The 24463-nt window shown below is 50.4% G+C and carries 15 protein-coding genes; 5 read left to right on the top strand and 10 right to left on the bottom strand.

Features of this window, described 5'->3' with window-relative positions; all coding sequences use genetic code 11:
• Window positions 1–38 precede the first annotated feature (38 nt).
• From KIH39_RS06550 to KIH39_RS06535, 4 genes are all read right to left on the bottom strand, one after another.
• Window positions 39–383 carry a hypothetical protein gene (locus tag KIH39_RS06550; protein ID WP_213498480.1) on the bottom strand — a complete coding sequence of 115 codons (345 nt, stop codon included), beginning with the start codon at window positions 381–383 and terminating at the stop codon, window positions 39–41.
• Between the two features lie 20 nt (window positions 384–403).
• On the bottom strand, window positions 404–1678 hold the full coding sequence (locus KIH39_RS06545) for a glycosyltransferase family 4 protein (RefSeq protein WP_213498479.1): 1275 nt from the start codon (window positions 1676–1678) through the stop codon (window positions 404–406).
• Window positions 1675–2793: a glycosyltransferase family 4 protein gene (locus tag KIH39_RS06540; RefSeq protein ID WP_213498478.1), complete on the bottom strand. Its 1119-nt coding sequence runs from the start codon at window positions 2791–2793 to the stop codon at window positions 1675–1677. Before KIH39_RS06540 ends, KIH39_RS06545 begins: the two co-directional genes overlap by 4 nt.
• Window positions 2794–3084: 291 nt before the next feature.
• Window positions 3085–4494, bottom strand: a complete 1410-nt coding sequence (locus tag KIH39_RS06535) for a thioredoxin family protein (protein ID WP_213498476.1) — start codon at window positions 4492–4494, stop codon at window positions 3085–3087.
• 530 nt (window positions 4495–5024) lie between these two features.
• Here KIH39_RS06535 and KIH39_RS06530 point away from each other — a divergent pair.
• Complete coding sequence (locus KIH39_RS06530; RefSeq protein WP_213498475.1) at window positions 5025–5381, top strand: helix-turn-helix domain-containing protein; 357 nt, start codon at window positions 5025–5027, stop codon at window positions 5379–5381.
• A gap of 68 nt (window positions 5382–5449) precedes the next feature.
• Window positions 5450–8404 (top strand): DUF2341 domain-containing protein, encoded by a 2955-nt coding sequence (locus KIH39_RS06525; RefSeq protein ID WP_246539565.1) that lies wholly within the window; start codon window positions 5450–5452, stop codon window positions 8402–8404.
• Between the two features lie 5 nt (window positions 8405–8409).
• Here the strand turns inward: KIH39_RS06525 and KIH39_RS06520 are convergent, their stop codons facing one another.
• The 6 genes from KIH39_RS06520 to KIH39_RS06495 all read right to left on the bottom strand — a co-directional run bounded on the left by KIH39_RS06520 (window position 8410) and on the right by KIH39_RS06495 (window position 17152).
• Complete coding sequence (locus KIH39_RS06520; RefSeq protein WP_213498472.1) at window positions 8410–9225, bottom strand: CheR family methyltransferase; 816 nt, start codon at window positions 9223–9225, stop codon at window positions 8410–8412.
• Entirely contained in the window at window positions 9222–10301 is a 1080-nt protein-coding gene (locus tag KIH39_RS06515) for a protein-glutamate methylesterase/protein-glutamine glutaminase (protein ID WP_213498471.1), read from the bottom strand. Before KIH39_RS06515 ends, KIH39_RS06520 begins: the two co-directional genes overlap by 4 nt.
• Before the next feature lie 67 nt (window positions 10302–10368).
• Complete coding sequence (locus tag KIH39_RS06510; RefSeq protein WP_213498470.1) at window positions 10369–12309, bottom strand: methyl-accepting chemotaxis protein; 1941 nt, start codon at window positions 12307–12309, stop codon at window positions 10369–10371.
• A gap of 40 nt (window positions 12310–12349) precedes the next feature.
• Window positions 12350–12808, bottom strand: coding sequence for a chemotaxis protein CheW (locus KIH39_RS06505; RefSeq protein ID WP_213498469.1), 459 nt, complete (start codon window positions 12806–12808; stop codon window positions 12350–12352).
• A 33-nt stretch (window positions 12809–12841) separates the two neighbouring features.
• Entirely contained in the window at window positions 12842–15142 is a 2301-nt protein-coding gene (locus KIH39_RS06500) for a chemotaxis protein CheA (RefSeq protein WP_213498468.1), read from the bottom strand.
• A gap of 66 nt (window positions 15143–15208) precedes the next feature.
• Entirely contained in the window at window positions 15209–17152 is a 1944-nt protein-coding gene (locus tag KIH39_RS06495; protein ID WP_213498467.1) for a protein kinase domain-containing protein, read from the bottom strand.
• Between the two features lie 423 nt (window positions 17153–17575).
• On the opposite strand from KIH39_RS06495, the gene KIH39_RS06490 reads away from it, so the two are divergent.
• From KIH39_RS06490 to KIH39_RS06480, 3 genes are all read left to right on the top strand, one after another.
• Complete coding sequence (locus KIH39_RS06490) at window positions 17576–19900, top strand: c-type cytochrome (RefSeq protein ID WP_213498465.1); 2325 nt, start codon at window positions 17576–17578, stop codon at window positions 19898–19900.
• Complete coding sequence (locus KIH39_RS06485; protein WP_213498464.1) at window positions 19884–21380, top strand: hypothetical protein; 1497 nt, start codon at window positions 19884–19886, stop codon at window positions 21378–21380. The genes KIH39_RS06490 and KIH39_RS06485 overlap by 17 nt, the downstream gene beginning before the upstream one ends.
• Window positions 21381–21752: 372 nt before the next feature.
• Window positions 21753–24173, top strand: a complete 2421-nt coding sequence (locus tag KIH39_RS06480; RefSeq protein ID WP_213498462.1) for a polysaccharide biosynthesis tyrosine autokinase — start codon at window positions 21753–21755, stop codon at window positions 24171–24173.
• Window positions 24174–24463 lie beyond the last annotated feature (290 nt).

Here is a 24463-nt window from a genome sequence, read left to right as displayed (position 1 = left end):
GCCTCTTGATGCGGTAGATAGCTGAAACTCTTCAACGACTAGGAAGCGAGTAAACGGGGTTTATCCGATTTCCTCGGTATCGGATTCTCCAGAATTACATCCTCTATCTGTGCGAGTCGAGAGGCCAATGCGTCGCGGTCCATCTCCAAAGCGCGGTGACTTTTCACCAGGGCCTGATGTGCCTCTTCCATTTCTTCCAACTGCATGCGCAGCTTACGGAGATCTTCGGCCAGCATTTTATCCGACTGCCAAAGACCTACAAGGAGGTCTTTCAAGCGTACGAAGTAAGGTCGCTGAACTCGGCGCAGCGCTCGTCTGACCGGAACGATGGCCTTACGCCAGCCTTGGGGATTCTGCTCGTGATGATAAAATGCGAAATCCATTTCCGTAATCCCGTTATTAGTTAGGCGGCCAATTCCTGAAGTAAGCTGCGGAAGGTTCGTTCCGCGAGAATCGCCATCCGACAGGCATCCTCGAGAGACCTCTTTCGAGTCGTATTCATGAACTGAGCGTGTTTGAGAACTTGCACAATTCTCGGAAGAATAGAAGGCAGGCAGAAATCTCGTTTAATGATTTTGGCTGCTCGAATTCCGATCCGCTGATAGGGACTAAAATCATCGAGAACTCTTTGCAGCGCATCCGCCCAGGCTTCGGAACTTCGGTGGACTTTGACGCAATCGACAGCATGAACAAACCACTCCGAGAATCCGCAAAGCTCCGAAACCAAAGGAACGCAGCCGCGAGCAGCCGCCTCCATGGGCGCAAATCCGAAAGGTTCCCGTTCATGCGTCGGGAAAGCAAACAAATCGTAATTCGTGTACGATTCAATCAAACTTGCCTGAGACTTGACTCCTCGGTATTTGACCTGATCACACAATCCAAACGATAAAATTAGAGATTCGAATTGCGGATCCGGACAGTGGCCAAACAAGTCGATCGAAAAGTTCGAATAACCTCTGTTCTTTAGCTTAAAGGCCGCTTCAATCAGGATTTTCGTACCTTTAGCTTCCGACAGAGTGCCAGCACAGACAACTCGCAGCTTACCTTCCGGACAATACTCACGCGGGAGTTCGTCGAAAAATTCCACCCAATTTGGGATCAAAATCGATCTTTCGGAGACTGGCAACCCGTAGTGGGCGAGTTCATGCAACGTCGATTGACTGCAAGAGATAAACTGTCCCTGGCAGAGTTTTAGGAAAGATTCCTGGATGCCATTAACAGCTCGATCGCGAAAGATTTCGCAGAGTTTAACCGGAACCATGTCCATCAGATGCATCACCCAAGGAGTTCCCGCATGCTGTAAAGCGGCAATCAACCCCAGGCCTCCCAGTCCGATCAAATTCCAAAGGTAGGCCACATCGGGTTCGAACTTTTCCAGGTGCTCACATAGGATCTGCACATTAAAGGAACTGATACAGTTAGCTTCCAGGTTTTGAATCGATTGCATCACCGGATGCATAGTTCTCTGGGAATAGTCATCGTAGAGATCTTCCAGTTTCAGACGGCGGGTAACATGAGGTTCGTCCCGGTGGTTGGGTATCACTCGCCGAGGCGTTCCGGTGAGCACCATTACTTCATGACCCGCAGTCCGCAATGCGTCCACGACCTGGCGGCACCCGAGTTCATAACCTCCCAGAAAATCTGGCGGATACAAATTACTGATAATCAGAATTTTCATGCAGCCTCCCGCAAGGTATCCTGTGCATTCCGGGCTCTAAGAATCTGTCGATAAATACTCGCCAGTTTCTGCCCGCACACCCGCATGTCGAATTCTGTTTCCACGAGCTTTCTGGCAGCGCGTCCCATCTGATCGGGTAGATCCGCTTCAGTAGAGACTCGCTTGAGGTACCCAGTCAACTCTTCCAAATTGTCGTAAACGAAACCAGTCTCACCCTGGCGAACGAACTCAGGCATCGCCGCGACCCGGTTGCAAATCGCCGGTGTGCCACAGGCCATCGCCTCAAGCAAGGTCAGACCCATCAATTCGGGAGCGACATAAGATTGCCCGTAACAATCGCGATAAACGCTCGGCAGAACGACAGCAAAGGCTTTGCCATAGAGCTTTCGAATCGTTTTGTCATCCGCATCGAGGATAAAATCGACCTCTTTGTTCCGGGAGAGTTTCTGAAGCAATTGGAAATACTCGGGATTATAAGGACGGCCGCAGCAGGTCAGCGCCAGCCCCTCGGGCAAAGCTTGGATCAACTGATCAATCCCCTTGTGGGGGAGTAGCCGTCCTACATACAGAATGCGATCTCGCTTCGGTTTTCCTACCGGCGGGACGAACAGCCGAGAATCCACGCCTCCTTTAATCGTGACCAATTGACGACTTGCTCGCATCATTTGCGCGCCAAAATCGGAATAACAGATGATGCAATCGATCAGATGGTGGGCATCGAAACTCTGTCCTAGTGAACTCGAATACCCACCCATATCGGTCACGCAGATGGGCTTGTCCAGCATCTGCGACACCAGGTAACCAACTTCACTGCAACGTGTGTGGGCTTGCATGATGTGAACTAGGTCAACATCATTGAGGGCATCGACGATTTCCCAGGAAAGTTGATCGAGCGGATGGCGAGGGGTATAGGCCGCTTGCATGACTCGAAGAGTAACGCCGGGGTGAAGTTCGCGGACAAAAGGTTCCGGCCCGAAGGAAAGAATTCGAATCTGCATGTCCTTGGGGGTACTCTCCGCAACGCCCATAGCCAAGTTCAGCGGATATCGCTCGCCCCCTCCGACATAACTTTTGTCGTCAAAGTATTGTGGCGTTAAGTAAGCGATGGTCGTCATTACCTTCCCTATTTTCCGCAAGAACGGTAGTCCAGGAAACATCGGCAAATGGATTTAGCAGACATCATTAGTAATCGGTAATTTTAGATTTGGCAAAATAGAAAACTTGGGCAATGGCAGATTGCGAAGCCTTTGAGCGATATTCGATTTCACTTGCGGAAATTGTTGTCTTTAATTGAATTTTTTATTCGATTCAAATCTGGATTGAACTGTGCAAGGGGCTTGATGTTTGAAGCTAAAGTACATTCCCCGACAGATGGGGAATGTGAGAATAAGTGATTGGCTTTGAAATTAATTCTGAATCGAAACGGCTTTTCCTGATTTTGGCAGCTTTATAATTTTCTGATCAACCAGAGTTTGCAAGTCGGGATCGATTTTTAGACCCAGTTCCTGACAGGCTTTGAAAATATTACCACTGAATGTACCCGGGGGTTGATAGCCGAGCGTTCGATGCAACTCTTTGCCTGTTTTATCTGTAAAAACTAGCGTCGGGTAAGCGTTACCGTTGTAAAGCTTTTCGACTTCTTTATCTTCGTACGCTTTGACGACCACGAACTCCTTCAGGAATTGTTGCACCCAGGGATCATTCAACGTTTTTTCTTCCAGGAGCTTGCAAGGTCCGCACCAGGTGGCCGTCATCATAATCATCATCGGTTTGCCTTCGGCCAAGGCTCGCTTGCGAGCTTCTTCAATATCTTTCTGCCAGGGAAACTTACCGGCTTTGGGCGTCTCTTTTTTCAGGTAGTAACCCATATCGGTCGATCGCATCGTCAATTTGCCCAGGTCTTCTGTCGAGGCGGGTTTGAGGGTCACTTTTTTACTAACATCTTCGTGCTTACCCGTCTGCAGGTATAGAAAATAGTCTCCCGGCGTCAGCCCGGTCAGTTCAAATCCGCCATCTTTTCCCACGGTTAAACTCGTGGCTTCCGGCCATTTTTTACGCGGACTATAACCACCAGTTGCAGTATTGGGCGGCGGGACCGTGAGGTTCAAGTTCGCTTTCAGATTTTTCATTCCGTCCGGCCCATCGAATACGATTTTCCCAGTAATCGTTGCACTATCGGCCAAGCTGATCGGCTTCAAAATAAGGGTATCTAGTTGCAGTTCATCACAGGTCTCCGGAAGTTTAGCGTCCAAAGGGAGGTAACCGGCGGCACGAAATCCCAGTGTTTTTTTGGAATCTCCAATATCGGTCACAAACCAGCCATCCTCAAAAATGACCATTTGGGCCAATACCATTTCGGGATTGAGCTTACTATCCTCGACCTTCAAAGTTCCAAAAGCGATTTTACCGCGACCGATACTTTTCACGGTGTGAAGGGCTCTCAAGATCTCCAGCCCCCGCTCAGCGGCAACCAACTGGGTTTTACTTTTTTGCGAGGTTTCGAGTTCTTTACGGGCGGCCCCTTCAGGTAGAAGAGTTTTCAGTTTGGCCAATATCGCTTCTGAAGCCTTCTCCGCAGTCGACTTCTCCTTACCTTGAACTAACGCAGTAAGCTGAGAGTAAGCCTGATAGAACTCTCGTCCTTTTGTTTTTTGACCAAAAGAAGATTCCAACTTCGAAAGCAACTCTTCTACATCAGGAGATTTTTTCTCCGCTGCCGGTGGGTTCGCTGGGGTTTGCGCGCTCAGTGTAACCGAGTACGACGAAATCAAAATTACTGCTAGAGGCACTAATAAAGCTGTGAGCAATCGATGCATGCAAATTTCTCCTAAGGTGCGAACGCGTTCACACACTCGTTGTATACAAATAAGTCCGATTTGAATCGAAAGTGGGTTTTCAGAAGATTTCAAGAGACAATCTTACGGATGCTCGATTCGCGCGGGGAAGGAATTAAAGCTGAAGGTTTATTCCAATTCAAGCGACCCGGGTTCAGATGGTCATTCTTTGGCATAGCTGGCAAATTGGTATCCAGCAAAAACCGACTCATTCACGGCATTATCATTGCGTCGGCTCATCCTCAAAAACAAATTTTCTTCGGCTCTTGAGAAGCTTCCGGTAAAAAGGCCGCGATTCCCGAGCATTTCCAGGGCAAACCGTTCCAACCCCAAAAAGACAAATCCGCTCTGATTTAAGTCTATTTTCGCTATCCCGTATGGCACGTGAATTGCAAACTTGGAGGTGTTTAAAGGGTTAGAGAAGTATTCTGGCTAACTGGCAGTGGCCGATAAGTCAGCTTCCGAGATGAGATTCCGATTACACCCCCTATGCTCGGAAAGTGAAGCTACAAATGAACGCTATGAACGAAAACATGATTCCTTTCGAGGAAAAGCCTTCGCTGAATTCCTTTACTGGCAAGTTCGGCGATCTGGCCGTGCGGATTCAGCATCTGCTGGAAATCGGGGAGAAGGATCTTTACCGCCGTTTGACGCATGAGTTAGATCGAACCATTCTGGATGTGATCTTAAAGCACGTCCAGGGAAATCAAGTTCATGCCAGCGAGCTATTGGGAATCTCCCGAACGACACTCCGGATGAAATTGCGATCCTTAGAGATGAATGCCGAGGATTATCTGAAGCCGAAGGAACCCGAAACTCCGGCGGAGAACCCTTTACCGAATCCTGCAATCCGACCATTTAGCTTTTGATTGATGCCAGTGAAACTGCTAGCATGCTGGGAATAATCGAGATTCATTCCTCAGGATATTTCCCCCCCGTGCCACGTTTCATTCTACTCGCTCTCTTTTACATACTCGTTTTTGCAAATTTCGGCTGGGCTCAGTATTCCACCTGGAAACATTCCGGATCGATATATCTGCTCACTACCGCCGAAGGTGCCAACCTGCCGGTTACCACTTCTGTGAAAGAGTTCCCGCTTTTAGTGCGATTGCATAAGAGCTTTTTTGATTTCCAACAGGCTCATCCCAAAGGCGAGGATTTGCGATTCAGCACAAGTTCGGGTCAGATTCTGGCATATCAAATCGAAGAATGGAATCCCAAAGAGGGTCTTGCTCAAATCTGGGTACGCATTCCAGAAATTCGGGGACAGGTCAGACAGGAGATCAAAATCTACTGGGGTAAGCCGGATGCCAAAAATGAATCGAACGGCTCCGCCGTTTTCAACGCCAGTAATGGCTACGTCAGCGTCTGGCACATGGACGAGTCGTTGATTGACGAAGCTTGCACTTTGAAACTTAAAGATACCGGAACCCGTTCGACTCCGGGTGTGATCGGTTCCGCCAGATACTTCTCTGGACAGCAGGGATTGTTCGGAGGTGAAAAAATTACGACCTATCCCAGCGGATCCTCTTCTCAAAGCACTGAAGCTTGGTTTCGACCGGAGAAATCCAACTCCACGATTATCGGCTGGGGTAATGAAGGCGGAGGACGGGGCAGCAAAATTCGCATGCAACTTCGCAGTCCGCCCCATCTTCATATCGATAGCGATTTTTCGGATGTCAACAGCGACACAAAAATCCCCTTGGGGGAATGGACTCACGTTGTTCACACGTACGAAAAAGGTCAAGGCAAGATTTACCTGAATGGAAGGCTGGAAGGCAGTTCCTCGCCACGTCTGGACATAAAAAATCCCTCCCGTTTTTGGATTGGCGGCTGGTATCACAATTACGATTATGTCGGAGCCATCGATGAAGTTCGAATCTCGAGGGTTGCCCGATCCGCCGACTGGATTTATCTCCAGTACGAGAACCAGAAACCGACGCAGACTCTCGTAGGTCCCATCGTTCAATCAGGTAATGTGTTTAGGGTATTTCCCAATGAAATTCATGTTCAGGAAGGAACAACGGCGAACATCCGGGTTGAGGCCGGCGGCGCACAGAAACTGATCTGGATCGAGAAACGGAACGGTAAAGAACGGGTAGTTGCCACAGATCGTTTCGAACTTCCTTTCGTAGCCGGCCGCGTGCGCGGGGATGCAGCTTTCCAATGGGAATTGAAGGCGATTTATCCTGATCAGATCAAAACGATTTCAATTCCCGTCAAGGTTCAGGAAGCAACTCCAGAACCGGTCTTTCAACTTCAGTCGGTGGCGAACTGGAATGGCCGTGATCGCATCGAAGTTGTTGCCAATATTCAAAATTCACTAGCGATGGAAACAGCCGGGGCCAACAAATTGAACTATCGCTGGACGGTATCCGGCATCGCGACAACACACGAAATCCGATCCGATCGCTTGATCCTGAAACGGGCTCATAATAGTGGCGTGGTTAATATCAACCTGGCCCTCGACAACGGCGGCCCCGAAACCAGCGAATCTATCCAAATTACCGTGAAGGAACCGAAACAGGATGCCTGGATCGATCGCAAATCGGATTTGGAAGAGAAGCCTATGAACGGACAATTCTATGCTCGTAACCCTAATAATGAGGGAACTCTGTTCTATAACGGCAAGCTCACCGAATCGGCGGAATCGGTCTTTTTAAAGCTGTATGCGGAGGATCGCCTGATCGAGACTCTGAACCAGAAACCAAATGGCGAGAATCGTTATGCATTCACTGTGAAATTGCCCGCGGGCTTGGTGAAGTACCGAGTGGATCTGGGCATCCAAAACCAGGACCAATCAAAAACACTCGAATCCGTCAACAATATCGTCTGTGGCGATGCCTTTATCATCATGGGGCAGTCGAATGCCGTGGCGACCGACTTTGGCAAGGAAGAACCGACCTACACCAGTGACTGGATACGAACGTTCGGCAGCATGTCGGGAAGTCCCGAACCGGTCGCAGTATGGGGTAGGGCGGTTCATCGGAGTCGAGATGCCGAAAAGCTTCAAATCGGTTATTGGGGTATGGAACTTGGTCGCCGACTAGTGGAAGCTGAAAAGGTGCCGGTTTTCTTGATCAACGGTGCGGTAGGTGGAACCCGAATCGATCAGCATCAGCGGGATGCGAAAAATCCGGAGAATCTCACGACGCTCTACGGCCGTTTGTTATGGAGAGTCAAAAAAGCCCATCTGACGCACGGAATCCGGGCAGTCATCTGGCATCAGGGGGAAAATGACCAGGGAGCCGATGGTCCGACGGGTGAATATGGCTGGGAAAATTACCGGTCGCTCTTCATAAATCTGGCGGGTGCGTGGAAAGAAGATTATCCGAACATTCAGAACTATTATCTGTTTCAAATCTGGCCCAAGTCGTGCTCCATGGGAATCAATGGCTCGGATAATCGACTTCGCGAAGTTCAGAGGCAACTGAAATCGGCCTTCTCAAATCTTTCTGTCCAATCAACATTGGGAATCGACCCACCTGGGGGATGTCATTTTCCAGCCGCGGGTTATGCCGAGTTTGCTCGCTTGCTGTTCCCACTGATGGAGCGTGATCTTTATGGCAAGAAGTTTCCACAAGCCATTTCGGCAGCGAACCTTCAACGCGTGATGCGTGGAAGCACACCCGAAGAATTGATACTGGAGTTCGATCAGCCCATACAGTGGGAGGCTTCCCTGGTCAATCAATTCTACCTGGAGGGAGAAGCGGGCAAAGTCCTGGCCGGAGAGGCCAAGGGATCGCAGATCGTATTGAAAGTGAAATCTCCATCTCCCCCCAGAAACATTACTTACCTCGACAGTAAATCCTGGAGCCAGAAGACTCTACTGAAAGGTACTAACGGCATCGCAGCACTGACATTCTGCGAGGTGCCCATCGAAAATCGCTGATTGGGTTAGCGAACGACTTGATAGTAGCCGCTGGAATACTGTTCCGCTCGCATAAAATTATCCACCAGGTGGAAGGTCGTCTCCGCACCCCCCAGAATCAGAAAACCATCCTGCGCCAGAACGGATGGAATTCGACCCAGGATCATCCTTTTTGTCTCCGTATCGAAATAAATCATCACATTTCTCATAAAAATCAAATCCCAAATCGGCTGGGGCGGCCAAGGCATCGCCAGATTCAGTGGTTCAAATCGAATCATGCGTCGAATCGGCTCTACAACTCTCCAGGCATTCCCTTCCTGCTGAAAATATTTGGGAATCAAAGAAGGAGGCATACCGCGATTCAATTCGAATTGAGTGTAGAGGCCATCGACAGAACGCTTGAGCATCTCCCGGGAGATGTCAGTAGCAGTCAGATTGATCGACCAGGTGGCCAACTCGGGGAAATATTCTTTGATTATGATTGCGATGGTGTACGGTTCCTGGCCGCTGGAGCAGGCCGCACACCAGATGTTCAATTTTCGAACTGCTGAGCGAACTCGAATGAGGTTCGGAAGTACCTGATTGTGAAGCGTGGTAAATGGAATCGTGTCCCGAAAGAACATGGTCTCAGTAGTGACCATGGCTTCAATGAGATTTTGGATCAGATTTTCGTCGCGGCTCTGCTGGATTCGGAGGATATACTCCTCTGCCGTTTTCAATCCGAGTTTTTGAGCTAGCGGCGTTACCCTCGCATCGAGTAGATAGAGCTTTTCTGACTCTAAAACGATAGCAGCTCGGTCTTTAAGGAGTCGAGCAGCGAATTCAAAAGCGGAATCGGTCATCTACCGCCTCGTCTCGCCTTAACGCGCTGCACAATTTCAGTTCCGCACAAGGAGAGGGGCAACACCTTGTGCGCCAAACCAGCCTTTGCGACGGCACCCGGCATACCCCAGACGACACTGCTGGCCTCATCCTGAACCAGAATTTGACCACCCGTTTCTCGAATCTGCTCGCACCCCCGTAAGCCATCTTGTCCCATTCCCGTGAGGACGAGCGCTAAAGCCCCAGAACCATAAATACTCGCCACGGACCGGAACAAAGGATCGACAGCGGGACGGCAGGAGTTCTCCGGGGGATTTTGATTCAGTTCCGCGAACACCTTCAGTCCCATCTTTCGCAGGGTCAGGTGATAGTCTCCTGGCGCGATTAAAGCGTGGCCGGTCACCAGCGGATGACCATGTTGCGCTTCGGAGACTCTAATGCGGGAATTCGTCGTCAACCGTTCGGCCAGCATCTTGGTGAACATCGGCGGCATGTGCTGAACGATAACGATCGGAACGGGAAAATCGGAGGGGAAAGACTGAAATAACTCCAGAAGGGCGTTCGGCCCGCCTGTAGAGACTCCGATGGCTAAAATCTGCACCTCTGGTAAAGGCTCTGTCTTATTGGAATTCGCTTCAGATGAGACTGTTGAAACTACCGTTGGAGTGGGCCGAGATGCGATCGGTTCCAGCCGTGCTAGGGATTTAATGGCGGGAATCAACCGATTGCGTATGACGTTTCGAGATTCCTCCAGACCGTTGACACTGGAAGGTTTCGGAAAATAATCTGTGGCACCAAGTGCTAAAGCTTCCAGTGTGGCGCTGGCTCCTGCTTCCGTAAGGGCACTGAACATGATTACTGGAGTGCTGGGATAAGCTGGCCGCAATTGAGCGAGTGTTTGCAGGCCATCCAGTTCCGGCATTTCAACATCGAGGATAACCAAATCGGGAGTCAGATGCGACATCTTGGCTAAGGCAATAATCCCATTGGCGGCCACACCGACTACTTCAATTTCCGGATCTTCATTCAGTACCTCGCTGACCACCCGTCGGATTACGACGGTATCATCCACAACGAGTACACGAATCTTCCGCATCAGCCAAGCCCTTTTGAATCACCACAAGCCTGGCTAAAAGCAAGCCCGGTGCACTCTATTCATAGCACTAAGCCTTCAACTGGGCGACGATCTTTTGTAAATCGACGGCCATCTTCGTAAGTGCATCGGCGGATTTTTGCGTATGGGAGGCGCCTTCGGTCGTGCCCCGGGCCGCCTGAGCCACAACGGTGATATTGTGAGCGATCTCACTACTTCCTTTGGCTGCTTCACTTACGTTACGGCTAATCTCTGCAGTGGTGGCCGTCTGTTCTTCGACAGCGCTGGCAATGGTATTTTGGATATCGTTGATCTGCAAAATAATTTTACTGATCTGCCCGATGGCATCGACGGCCTGTTTCGTATCTCCCTGAATTGCTTCAATTTTACGACTGATATCCTCCGTCGCGCGGGCTGTCTGCTTGGCCAGTTCTTTCACTTCGTTTGCCACGACGGCAAATCCTTTTCCAGCTTCTCCTGCTCGAGCGGCTTCGATAGTTGCATTCAAGGCGAGGAGATTGGTCTGCTGTGCAATCGACGTGATAACTTTGATGACATTCCCGATCTCCGTACTAGATTCTCCGAGCTTATTGATCGTTCGATTTGTCTTTTCCGCCATGCCGACTGCCGATGTGGCCACACGGGCGGCCTCGTTAGCACTTTTGGCGATTTCCTTGATGCTGGCTCCCATTTCCTGGGTGCCGGTAGCTACCGTTGAAACATTCCGGCTGACCTGCTCTGCCGCGGCGGAGGCCACGTTTGCTTGCGCGGAAGTTTCTTCAGCTGTCGAGGCCATCTGCTGACTGACGGCGGTTAATTCTTCCGAGGCGCTGGCCAGAGTTTGCACTGTACCGCGAAGGGAATCTTCGACCTTCCGCAAGTTGGTAATGTCATTGGAGAATTTAACGACTTTGAAGGGTCGGCCCTTGAGATCCAAGATCGGGAAGTAGGAACCTTGAATCCAAATTTCTTTGGAGTTCTTGTTGAATCGTTTATATCGGCCGGTTTTTGATTCCCCAGATGCCAACTCAGCCCAGAAATCGCGATATTCCGCACTATTGGAGTAGGTCGGATCGACGAAAATGGAATGGTGCTTACCGCGAATATCTTCGAGCCGGTAGCCCATCACATTCAGGAAATTTTCGTTGGCATCCAGGATGGTGCCGTCGATGTTGAATTCGATGACTGCCTGAGCTTTGCGGATCGCCGCGATTTGCCCGGCCATGTCCGAAGCTCGATTTTTCTGGCAAGTGATATCGGTGGCATATTTGACGATTTTGAACGGCTTACCTTTTTTGTCCAGGATGGGGTTATAGGAGGCTTGAATCCAGACTTCTTTCCCGCCTTTGCCAATGCGCAGGTACTCCGCCGCCTGATATTCGCCCCGCCTCAGCCTTTCCCAAAATTCCTGGTACTCTCGGCTCGATCGATGGGATTCCTCGATGAATATCGAATGCGATTTGCCTTGAATCTCTTCGAGAGTGTAACCCATCAGATTGAGAAAATTATCGTTTGCCGTAATGATCGAGCCATCCATTTCGAATTCGACAACCGCTTGCGATTTGCTTATCGCCGATATCTGCCCGGCATAGTCCAAGTCTAGCCTCTGCTGGAGAGTGATATCCTCCCAGGCCACGACGTAGCCGATCACATCCTCCGTGGAGGGGTGTCGAACCAGGTTCACTTTGGCTCGAAACGTCACTTTACCGAAACTGAACTCGGCTTGATGCGGCATGTGATCGTGGCTGTTCAACACTCTTTCCACATGTCGAGGATCCTTGTGGAAAGTGTGAATCGAGGACCCCACGATCTGATCGACGGAGATCTGGAACACTCGCTGCAATTCAGATTCGATGTTGCGAAGCGTTTTCAGGGCCATTGGAGTAATAAAGACAATGTTCATGGCGGCATCGGCCACCATAATATTGGCTTGTACATCGGTCATAGTCGCAATCAGAAGGTCCGTCAGGGGGTTCCGCTTGCTGGAGGGAACGCTCGGTTTCACTTTCATATAGCCTCAATCGAATCCAAAAAAAGAATGGAATTTCGGGTTAAAGTTTATGTTCGATGTCCTTAGAGCCATTTGGAAGCAGGACAGCTTGTTCGACATCCAAAATCAAAAGTAATTTCTCGGGAAGCTTATACGTTCCACGGATCAACTCGCGAGCGGATTCTCTTAGACTTTCCGGAGGGCGTTCAAAGTCTTCGGAGGAAACTGTTAGCACGTCACCAATTTCGTCGACGAGTAAGCTGATGGCGCCGTCTTCCGTCTGAACCACAACATTCACTTCGGAATCTTCATTTTTCTTGGCGGGCAAGTCGAGTCGACGTCGGAGATCGATGGCGGTTACGATTTGCCCGCGAAGGTTGATCAATCCACGTACCACCGGGTGAGCGAGCGGCACCGGGGTCACTTCCTGGTAGCGAATGATTTCCTGCACGCGCATAACATCCACACCGAGGTACAGATCCCCGACTCGAAAAGTACAGAACTGACTTTCATCCGCCATCGCTAGATCCAATCATGAATTCAAACACTCGATCTATGCTTTCAGAGATCGGATTATTGCCGAGATATCCGGGAATTCAGTAACCCGGCCCTGAACAACTGCGTTGAAGAGAATCCCTGGACGAGTAGATCGCGCCTGGGAGGTGCGTTCTTCATCGACAATATCAATAATGCGATCCACGATCAGGCCGACATTTTGTCCATCCTCGGTACAAACAACGACGGGTGTCGATTCGCGATTCTTGAAGTGTTCGCTGTAGGTCACATCCTGAATAGAGGGTCTTTGACCCAGAGAATCGAACTGTCGGAGTTCTTGTGAAATATCCAGAAGTGGCAGGATTTCTCCTCGATACTGGATCATCTGACGCGACCCGGCTTTTTCAAAATTGGCAATGCTAAATTCTTCCAGTCGGGCAACTGCCGGTAGGGGAATGGCCATCCGATTGTCGTCGAAAGTCGCGAAGACGAGTACCGGGACTGTTTGAACTCCCGAAGCCGATTTTGTATTGGCGTCTCCGACGGATCGTCCGCGACGACCGGAGAGCACACCCGATCTCACGGCTATACCCATGACATCGAGAATCAAAGCAACCCGACCATCCCCCATAATGGTCGCACCGGCAAACACACTGATCGACTTGTGCTGTTTCTGAAGGGGCTTCACCACGATTTCTTCGGTGTCGTGGATCGCGTCGACGACTAAACCCAGCTGTCGGTCCTCTACCTGCAGGACAACGATGAATAGATCCGATCCCTCTGGTCGGCACGCACTCAGCTTGAGCTGTTCCTGCAAAAAAACAATGGGCAACAGGTTGCCGCGAAGACGAAATACCGGCGTACCGTGAATCTTTTCAATCTTTCGCGCGACCTGGTCTCCCTCAATCCGAACCAGTTCCAATAGGTTCACCTGAGGAATGCAGTACCTCTCTCCCGCGCAGGTTATGGAAAGGGCAGGGATAATGGCCAATGTAAGCGGTATCTTCATTCGGACGGTAGTACCTAAACCGACCTGACTATCGACATCGACGGTGCCGCCTATCTTTTCCACATTGGTGCGGACGACATCCATCCCCACCCCGCGACCGGAAAACTGCGTGATCTGCTCGGTGGTACTGAATCCGGGCATAAAGATCAGGTTTACCGCTTCACGATCGGTCAACCGGGCGGCCTCTTCCGGAGTAATAATCTTGGAACGAACAGCTTTATCCCGTACTCTGGCGGGATCAATGCCGCCGCCGTCATCCCGAATTTCGACTACGACTTTGCTGCTTTCGTGAAAGGCATGAAGTACCAGTCGCCCCTCGGGAGATTTTCCTTTGGAGCGCCGGAGTTCGGGAGCTTCAATTCCATGATCGACCGAATTCCGCACGAGATGGGTGAGAGGATCTCGGATGGCCTCGAGGATAGTCTTGTCGAGTTCCGTTCCCTGACCTTCCATGTCTAACTGGACTTTCTTCCCACAGGCGACGGCGAGATCTCGAACCACGCGAGGGAATTTACTCCAGAGTGTGGAGATCGGCTGCATGCGAGTCTTCATCACCCCGGCCTGCAATTCGCTGGTGAGCAGGTTGAGGCGCTGAACCGTTCCGACGAATCCACGATCCGAATTATCACTGCTGTGTTGAACGATCTGATTGCGAGCCAGTACGAGTTCACCGACCAGATTCATGAGCTTGTCGAGTAATCCCACATCGACGCGAATGGTTGTGTCGGCGACCGTCGCGTGATTTTTGGGAGTATTTTCCGCTTCTAAATTGGCTTCGGCGAGCGGCACTTCCTCAACGAGGGGCGCGAGGGGAACAATCGGCCCGGTTGATGCATTGTCTGAGAACTCTGTAATCGGAGGAGCAGGATGTGCTACAGCTTCGGCGAAAATTGGCTCGGATGCAATTATAGTTGTCGGAGCTGCTGACGGGATTTTAGCCGTCTCGGTTTCCAGGCCAGGGGAAACGGTGCCACCCGTTTCTCGAAGCCGATCGAGTTCGCCGATCAAATGCGCGTAATCGCCGGTTCCCTCCGTTTGATCCCGTTCGATGGACGAAATAATCTGTCGGATGGCGTCGACCACTGCCAGCAGAGTGGTGGCAATTGGGCGATTGAATTTCAATTCTCCGGATCGGAGTCGGCTGAGGAGATTTTCTGCCGCATGAGAGATCGCCTGCAACTTCGGCAATCCGACGAAGCCGGCGGATCCCTTAATGCTATGCAGGGTTCGAAAAACACTGGCTAGCGTCGAACGATCGCCTGGCGATTTCTCCAGCGCGATCAGATTGGTGTCGAGTTGTGCCAGATTCTCGAAAGTTTCGAGAATGAACTCGCGCATCACTTCGGTCATTAGACCCACTCAGTGAATAATCGGAAATTGCCCTCCTTGACCCCGCATCCTTTTTACCTGCCCAATTTAGCCGAACAACTTCTTCATCAAGCTTTCTACCTGATCCGACGGAAATGCTTTTGGGAATATCTCCGCTACGCCCAATTCCCTCACAGGATCCAAAATTCGAGCTTCCGTTTCGGTGGTGACCATGACGATTGGAACCGCCGCAGTAGACGTAGTTTGCTTCAAATAGCTTACCAACGCCCGACCGTCCAAAAGCGGCATATTGTAATCGGTGACTATCAGGTCGAAAGCTTCTCGAGTCGCCGCCGCGATCGCCTGGGCTCCATCCGAAGCTTCGTGAATTTGCGTAAAGCCTAGCTGATTCAGGATTATCCGTTCATGTACACGAGCGGTGGAGCTGTCATCGACCACTAATACTCGCAGCTCGGCTCTATTTCGCCGGGTTATCGGCGGGGCTAAACCCGCTCGACCGGATATCGACTGTCCCGTGACCAAGTGAACGCTGGACACCAACTGCTCCGGCCCGAAGGGCTTCGGCAAAAGCAAAACGCGATTTAACTGACTCAGTTGCTGAGCTTCGCTGCTTTCCGATTCACTGGAAATGAGCACGAATCCTGGGGCTGCGCTTGGATAATCGGCCCGAATCTTCTGAGCCAACTCGAGACCCGTCATATCCGAAAGATAGAGGCTGGATACAATCGCGGTGGGTTTCTCCATGCGAATCGCCTGTTCTGCAGCCGCGCCCGTCGTTACCGAGGAGAGTACTCGAATAGCACTTTGTTCCAAATATTTGCGAATGAACCCGGCCTGTAATCGAGAAGGTTCGACCACCAGTACGCTGATCGCACTATTTTCGACGGGGCGAGCTACAATCGTTTTTTGATCGGGTCTAAGTATCGCAATGGATGAGATCGAGGAGGGGTGGAAAATTCCCGTCGTCTGGCTGCTGATGTTTGTTCCGGGAACACTGCCGAGCTGAAGTCGAATCTGTTCCAGTTCCTGAATCACTTCGCCCATGGACTGGTAGCGTGTCGCAACCGACTTAGCCATCATTTTTTCGTAGATCGCTTCTAAGCCGGGAGGAACCGGCCCATGCTTACTCGAGAGTTTCGGAATCGGGGCATCCCGATGCTTCAGCAAAACCGACATCATGGAGGGGCCAGAGAAGGGGGGTGTGCCAGTCAGAAGATAATAAAGAGTGCATCCCAGACTGTAGATGTCGGCCCGGGCGTCGATGGAAGCGGAATCGACGGCCTGCTCGGGGGGCATGTAATCGACAGTTCCCAGTATTCCGCCCGATTGAGTTAAACCCGAACCCGCAGTCTTGTCACCCGAAGATAAGGCCGCCAGCCCCAGATCGGTAACCTTGACCACCCCAAGCTCATCGAGAAGGAGGTTATGAGGTTTGATGTCGCGGTGAACGATGTTCTGCGAATGAGCGTACGCAAGCCCTCGAGCCGTCTGAAGGATGTAATCCACTGCTAAAGGAAGTTGAGCGGGACCTTTCTTGGCGATCTCGGAAGCTAAATCTCGGCCTTCAACAAATTCCATAACGAGAAAGTGACCGATCTCGGCTTCGTCCGCATCGTACGCCATGACGATATTGGGATGGCCCAGCCTGGCGATGGTCTCTACTTCCCGCTGAAAGCGTGCGACGAATGATTCATCCTGACAGAGTTGGGCCGAAAGCACTTTGATTGCCACCATTCGCTTCATACGGCGATGGCGCGCTTTAAAGACTACCCCCATACCCCCCTGACCCAGTTTGGATAGCAGGGTGTAATTGCCGACTTTTAGGTCCTGGGGACGACCGGCGACGATCGCATCGAGTTGGTAGGGTGTGATCAGACCTTTGCGCAATACGGTATCGGCAAGTTGCATCACATCCGATTGAGTTTCTGCCTGCAGTGCCTTGAGATCGCTTTCATTAAGCAATTCCGCGGCGGCGAGGTTCGAGAGAAATTCTTCTCGACCTACTCCGATATGCGCTGCCGTGACGTCCAACGATTCACTCCTGAACGCTGTACCTGGAAAATGCCAGCAATCCGATTATAACCATGAATTTGTCGGTAGCTCTATTTATATTCTTTGAACCCGATGGCGGAAGACGGTGAATTTTTTCGGACTATGCGGAAAAGACCGCTTGTTACAGAGAGTGACGCGAGCACATCCCAGGCTCCCCCAGTGCTAATCGACACTTGCGCTTTAATCCTCAAAACCAGACAAACACCTTCCCGGGGTAAGGAAACGATTTCTTGAACTGCCTTCAGGCTCTGCCAGCAAGAAATGAAACTCGGGGGGAGGTTCGTGCAATTGCTACCGTGGATAATTCGAAATTCCTACTAGATTTCGTGCTTGGCTATGGTTTAATCCATTACTTTATTAATCGCTGAGTTGAGTGACGGCTCTTTGAGGAGTTCAGCTGCGATGCCATTTCTGCGATTTTTTCTCTGTCTGAGCTATCTCTGCTGCTGTTTCTCGGCAAAGGCTTCCCCCGTACTAGTCGGTGTCTCGCGAAGTCATCCTCTCTCGGAGTTGCAGTTAGGGGAATTACTTCTGGGAGAATTGCGTTGTCTGGCCTGTCATACGCGTTCGCAGGGCGACCTTCCAATTGAGCGCAAAGCACCGGATCTCAAGGACGTTGGCTCGCGAATCTCCCCGGATTATTTAAAGAAATTTTTACTGTCGCCTGGCGCGAGCCATTCAGGCTCTCTGATGCCGAATGTTTTGAACCAGGCACCCGAATCGCAGCGCAAGCAGATTGCCGAATCCCTATTACACTTCCTGATTGCTCAGTCCACTTCAAAATGGTCGCTCCAGCAATCGCAACCAAGTGACGACGCCCGCGGAAAAAACCTTTTTCATACGATTGGCTGTGTGGCCTGCCATGCCCCGCGTGAGGAGAATGGCAAAGAATTGCCAGTGGACGGAGCCATTTCGCTAGGCCATCTAACCTCCAAATATAGCTTGAACTCACTAACGGAGTTTCTGTTTCAGCCGTTGAAAATCCGGCCGGCTGGGCGGATGCCCGATATGAAGTTGACTCCTCAGGAGGCAGTTTGGATTGCGGGTTATTTGCTGAAAAATACGAACTTGGCTGAAAAACCTCTCGAGCCGAAAGCGGATTTGGTGGAGTCGGGCAAAAAATACTTTCAACAATTCCAGTGTTCCGCTTGCCATTCGCTGGAGGGAGTAGTTCCACATGCTTTAAAGGGCGATCTTGCAAAGGTGAATTTAGATCGGGGCTGTCTGGACTCCAACACAACTAATAGCCCTCGATTCGATCTCGAAGAATCGCAACTGCGGGCTATTCGTGCAGCTTTGCGAAAGCCGGTACCTGCAAGTGACTCAGCAAAAGTTGCTCTCACTTTCACAACATTTAACTGTATCGCCTGCCATAGTCGCGACAATTTTGGTGGAATTTCCAACGAACGAAATGCCTATTTTCAAACCTCAGCTAAGAACCTTGGTGAGGAAGCCCGAATTCCGCCGCCTCTGACACTGGTGGGGGCGAAGCTCCAAGCGGTATGGCTGAAAAAAGTGCTCTTCGATGGCGAATCCGTTCGACCCTACATGTTAACTCGAATGCCGCAGTTCGGCGAAGCTCAGTTACGCCATCTCCCCGAATTGATTTCCAAAGAGGATCGAATTCCCAGCATCAAATTTTCTCTACCGAATCCTGAGAGCGAGGAGGAGGCGGAGCGAAAGCGATCCGAGGTGATGCGAGATGCGGGCCGTGGACTGATGGGGGATAAAGGGCTGTATTGCATTTCCTGCCATTATGTCAACGGAAAAACGATTTCCATGGAAGGGCAAAATGGCATGGAGTTGATGACCTCCACGGAAAGGCTACAACCAAATTGGTTTTATCAGTTTCTGAAAGCTCCGGGAGTTTATCGACCGCGCATTGTAATGCCGGATTCCTGGCCGGGGGGGAAGGCCGCTCAACAGACAATTCTTCATGGAGATACCGATCGACAAATTGAAGCCATTTGGTATTACCTCTCGCTCGGAACATCGGCCCCGAACCCCTCTGGCCTTCAAACGCCCGAGACAAAGCTATCTGTTGGCACTGCCACGAGAACATATCGAGGGCGCAGTAGTGTCGCGGGCTATCGGGGAATAGCGGTGGGGTTCCCCGAGAAACTCCATTATGCTTTTAATGCCGAAACGGGGACGCTCACTGCACTCTGGAAAGGCGATTACATTCGCGTGGACCGAGGAGGGCAGGGTTCCGGAGCCTTCAATCCAGCGAGTCGGCCGGTGCAGCTAAGCCAGGATCTCTCGTTTTACAAATTGGAGAATGAGAAAAGTCCCTGGCCAATGATTCCACTGACGACCCGGGAACAGCCGATTTCACCAGATCCCCTCTATCCCAAAAACCGTGGGTATCAGTTCAAAGGTTACGAACTGGACGACAAGGATATCCCAACGTTCTTGTATCGTATCGATCAGCTAGAAATTGCCGATCGCTCGCAGGTTGTTACGGGGAAACAAGCAACAAAACTGGAACGACAATTCATTTTCAAAAGTCCTAACCATCAGACAATCTGGTTCCGAGCACTCACCGGAGTCATCGAAAAAGAATCGCAAGACTCCTTTAAAAATGGGGAGATCCGTATCGTCATTCCCAATTGTGAAACGCTCGTTCGATCTTTACAGACTCCTGCTAAGACTTCAGAGTTGCTTCTGAAATTTGAGCTTTCCGAAGGCACAACCAAAAAGAGTATCACCTATGAATTGCTCAAATAAGCTGGGTTTGACGATAATTTGCATACTCCTCAGTTGTTTCGGCACAACTCGCGCTGAGGATGTGGGTGCTCGCTGGGGTACAGAGGATCGCGAACGGGAATACTATCCGATCGTAAATCTTCCGATCCCGCAGGAATTGGTGATCGAAGCCGGGGCCTTCTGCGCGTTACCGGACGGCAAAATAGCAGTCGGCACTCGTCACGGCGAAATTTATATAGTGAGCGGTGTCGATCAGAAGAAACCGAACCCCAGTTACCGGCTCTTCGCGACGGGATTGGATGAGATTTTCGGCCTTGCTTACAAGGACGGTGCTTTTTATGTGACGCAAAGTTGCGAGGTAACGAAAGTCAGCGACACGAAACACAGAGGAAAGGCCGATCGCTTCGAAACTATTTCTGATGCGTGGGGATATTCGCACTATCACGAGTATGCCTTCGGCTCCAAATTCGATGACAAAGGCAATCTCTATGTTGCATTAGGATTATCGTATTCGTATGAATCGCACGCCCTCTTTCGCGGTTTTGCTATGCAGATCGCTCCTGAGGGAAAAACTCGGGCGATTGCCAGTGGCTTACGCAGTCCGGCCGGGATAGGACCGAATGAACAGGGCGCCCTCTTCTACATCGAAAGCCAGGGCCCCTGGAACTGTTCAAACAGTTTGAAAGCAATTACACCCGGTAGCTTTCATGGACATCCCGCGAGCTTTAACTGGTACAAGTACACCCCGGAGATGGGGCCCGTTCCCGAGGAGCCCAAATCGGGCTCCAAAATTATCATCGAGAAAGAGCGTGTCAAACAACTTGTCCCATACGCCGTGGTGTTTCCTTATATTCGAATGGGGCGTTCGATTACGGGTTTCACAGTAAACCATAGTAAAGGGAAATTCGGCCCGTTTGAGGATCAAATTTTTCTCGGGGACTATACGCTCTCGATCATCATGCGAGCGACTACCGAACAGGTAAATGGGGTCTGGCAAGGTGCCTGCTATCCCTTCCGAGAGGGGCTTTCAACCGGCATCCTTAACGTGATTTTTACGGAGGAAGGGAACCTTCTTTGCGGCGGAACGAACCGCGGTTGGCCAGTTCGCGGCGTTAAACCCTTCGCCCTAGAGCGGATCGACTGGAACGGGAAAATGCCGTTCGAAATAAAGAAAATCACCATCACTCCGGAAGGATTCCAGATCGCGTTTACAAAAGCGTTGGAATCTGTGAAAGCGTTGGATCCGAAGTCCTACAAAATCTCAACTTTCACGCACCCTTATCATGCGGGCTACGGCGGTCCTGAAATCGATCAGACTACTCCCGTGGTGAAAAACCTTGAACTTTCGGAAGATCGGAAAACGGTTCAATTGAAACTGGACAAATTGATTCCAGGTCATGTGTACGATTTTGACTTGGACGGCCTGACGTCAGCCGAGCGGGAGAAATTGCTTCATAAAAAAGCCTATTATACTTTGAATGAGATCCCCAAGCAGAAATAAGATCTTTCGCTACTTCCGGCCGAGAAACCATGCTTAGAGAAACTGCTCAGCTCAATGATCTTTTAATCGTCCAACCTTCTGAATCAAGTTGATATTTGAAAAGTCTCAAACTTTGTTGAACCCGATCTAATCGACAAGCAGACTGGTCTGAAAAGCTATATTTGGTGATTTTCATATATTTCGAAGTGCATTTGTAAGTAAAAAACACTATTTTTAGACGAAATTCGCGCAAATCGGAACTGAGACCATTTGGGATATTGCTACCAGAGTAGAATTTGCTTGAATGGCTCGCCCCATTCGATGACAATAATTTAAAGAATTTTTGTTTTTCAGACGATGCGGCTCCTCCCGTTTCGTTCCTAGGAGTTGTCTGTGCAGGGGCAAATAGTTCAACGACCTGTCGCCGACGGTAGATTGCGGGATTACGACTCAGCTTTGGAAGAATACGAAGGGGGATCGTCCGATGACCAGGATCAAAGCCCTTCGCGTTATCTCACAGTACTCTGGCGCAGAAAATGGATTCTGGCCATTGCAGGCTTGCTAGGACTTGTCATCGGATTCGTTTACACATTTGAAAAACCTCGAATCTACCAGTCCTCGGCTCAAGTGATGCTGAGCCGAAAAAAACAACCCACTATGACAGAGGGGACTGGACCTTTAGCCGATACTCGTACTGCTTATCTGGATGACTACGTAACGACTCAACTGCTGTTACTCAAAAGCGATTTGATTTTACGTAATGCCGCGAAGAATTTTGAGAAATTCAGTCTTCCTGGAGCGGCCAGCGTAGATTCTGCAGTCGGAATGCTCGGCGGTGGATTGGGTGCCTTGCGCGATAAAGACACAGCTGGTCGCGGCGGTAATGTGGTCATGCTCACCTTCCGGAGCAGTTCTCAGGAATACTGCGCCCGCTATCTGGAAAGCATCATCAGCAGCTACCAGGAGTTTCTGCAAGATAAATTCGATGCGGCCACGAACATCGAAATCAAACAAATTGAGAAGACTCTCAAAGATATGGACTCGGAAATAAAGCACGGTGAAGAGGAATTGGTCGAAAAAGCCAGAACCGAGAAGAATGTTTTTGAAGAGAATCCGGAAGATCTGAAAAAACGCATATCGAATGCGAAGGAGCGCATCGACGCACTGGAAGTTAGACAGGCTTCCATTGCGAAGAAACTGGCTCTCATCGCCGAATTCCGTGCAAAAGATAGTCCACCCAAAGATCGCCCATTGCTACTGGCTCAGCTCTCCATTCAAGCTCCAGGAACTAACCCCAATGGGGGTACGAATAACGGCAATAATTCCATCTCGGCCCTGGATGCTCTGATTCGCAGCACGGAGTTGGAAGTTGGTCGAATGCAATCGGATTTGGACTACAAAATGGTCCCTTTGGGCAACAATCACCCCGAAGCGCTGAGTATGAAATCCCGGTTGAACTTCTTGAAGAATCAGCTTCTGAAAATGAAAGAGGCCAACGGCGGTAATGGGGGAATCGAGCAAGATGTGATTGAGTTTCAAAATCAGTTACTGGATGCCGAAAAGGGTAGTAATGAAGTCGATTTGAAAACTTTGAAGGATAAGCTCGAACGCGATACCAAGCTTGCTCAGACGGTTGGCCTGTATACCTCTTTGCAGACGAATCTCGATGAGAAAAAGAAAAGATATCTGGCACGGAAAGAAGACTTGGAGCGCACCAAACGTAACCTCGAAGCGACGAAAAACTCCGGCGGTTACGAAATGACCCTGCTGCAGCCACCCGAGAAGTCGCCGGTATATAAAGTTGAACCCAATATGTTCACGGGAACCGTGCTGGGCGGATTCCTTGGCTTGCTGATTGGCATTGCTTTGGCCGCGCTGGCAGAAGTAACCGATCGAACCTTCCACACTCCCGATGAAATACGCACAAAGCTGGGAGTTCCAGTCATCGCGCATATCCCGACTCTGGAATCGAATTTGCAATTAGGCACCTCTTCCTCACAGGGCAGTAACGGTCAGCCTATAGCCGACCCGTCGATTATCTGTTACCACACTCCGAAATCTCGCTCCGCGGAATCCATTCGAGGCCTTCGAACCTCCATTTACTTCAGCTTGCTGGGGCGAGGGCATCAGGTTATTCAAGTTACCAGCCCGAATCCGGCCGATGGAAAGTCGACCCTGATCTCGAATTTGGCGGTATCAATCGCCCAATCGGGGAAAAAGATTGTTTTGATCGACGCCGATATGCGAAAACCGAGAATTCACAAGCTGTTCCCTAGCGTCAGTGCAGAATTTGGTTTGTCGAGTGTTGTTATTGGTGAGAAAACGATCAAGGAAGCCATTCAACCTACGGGAATCGAGAATCTCTCCATTCTCCCGGTCGGACAGCGCCCGAGCAACCCTGCCGAACTCCTCTCCTCGCCCGCTTTCCGACTGGTTTTGGAAGAAATTCGGAAAGAGTACGACTTCATTCTGATCGACACCCCGCCCCTCCTGGCGGTTTCCGATCCGGCGGTCGTCGCTTCCTGCGTTGACGGTCTATTACTTGTGATTCGGATTCGACCGAATATTCGTCCCGCGGCCGAGCGAGCACGGACCATGTTGAGAACGCTCGGTGTGAAATTGCTCGGGGTGGTAGTGAACTCCTTGGATGACAAGGGGGCTCAATACGGCTACGGGTACAGCTATGGGTACGGGTATAACTACGGGTATGGATATAAGTACGCTTACAACTACGATTACGAATACGCGGATAAGTATAATCTGGACGATGTGATCGATCTTCCGGCTATCAATGATAGCCCTAAGAAGGGGTAATCCTCGACGGCGCACAAAAAGCATAGCGTGGGAGAAGGGGGAGGTTCGACGAATCCTCCCCATCCCAAACGATCTAACTATCAAAACAACATCATTTCTAAAGACGGCAGCTTCGCAATCAATTTGGATGAAGCACAACTATTAAGCGGCTTTGAGAATTCCGAAGGTATAAACGCTTACTTTTCTATCTAATAACCCTATCCAAATATGGTTGTTTTGCTCCCGACTGCCTATATTTGGCATAAATTTATGTACATCGAAACAAGACAGAGAAAAGCGGGAAACCAAAA

It is taken from the genome of Telmatocola sphagniphila (assembly GCF_018398935.1).
GTDB lineage: Bacteria > Planctomycetota > Planctomycetia > Gemmatales > Gemmataceae > Telmatocola > Telmatocola sphagniphila.
The sequence above is the reverse complement of the archived record's forward strand: the minus strand, read 5'-3'. Positions and strand labels throughout refer to the sequence as shown.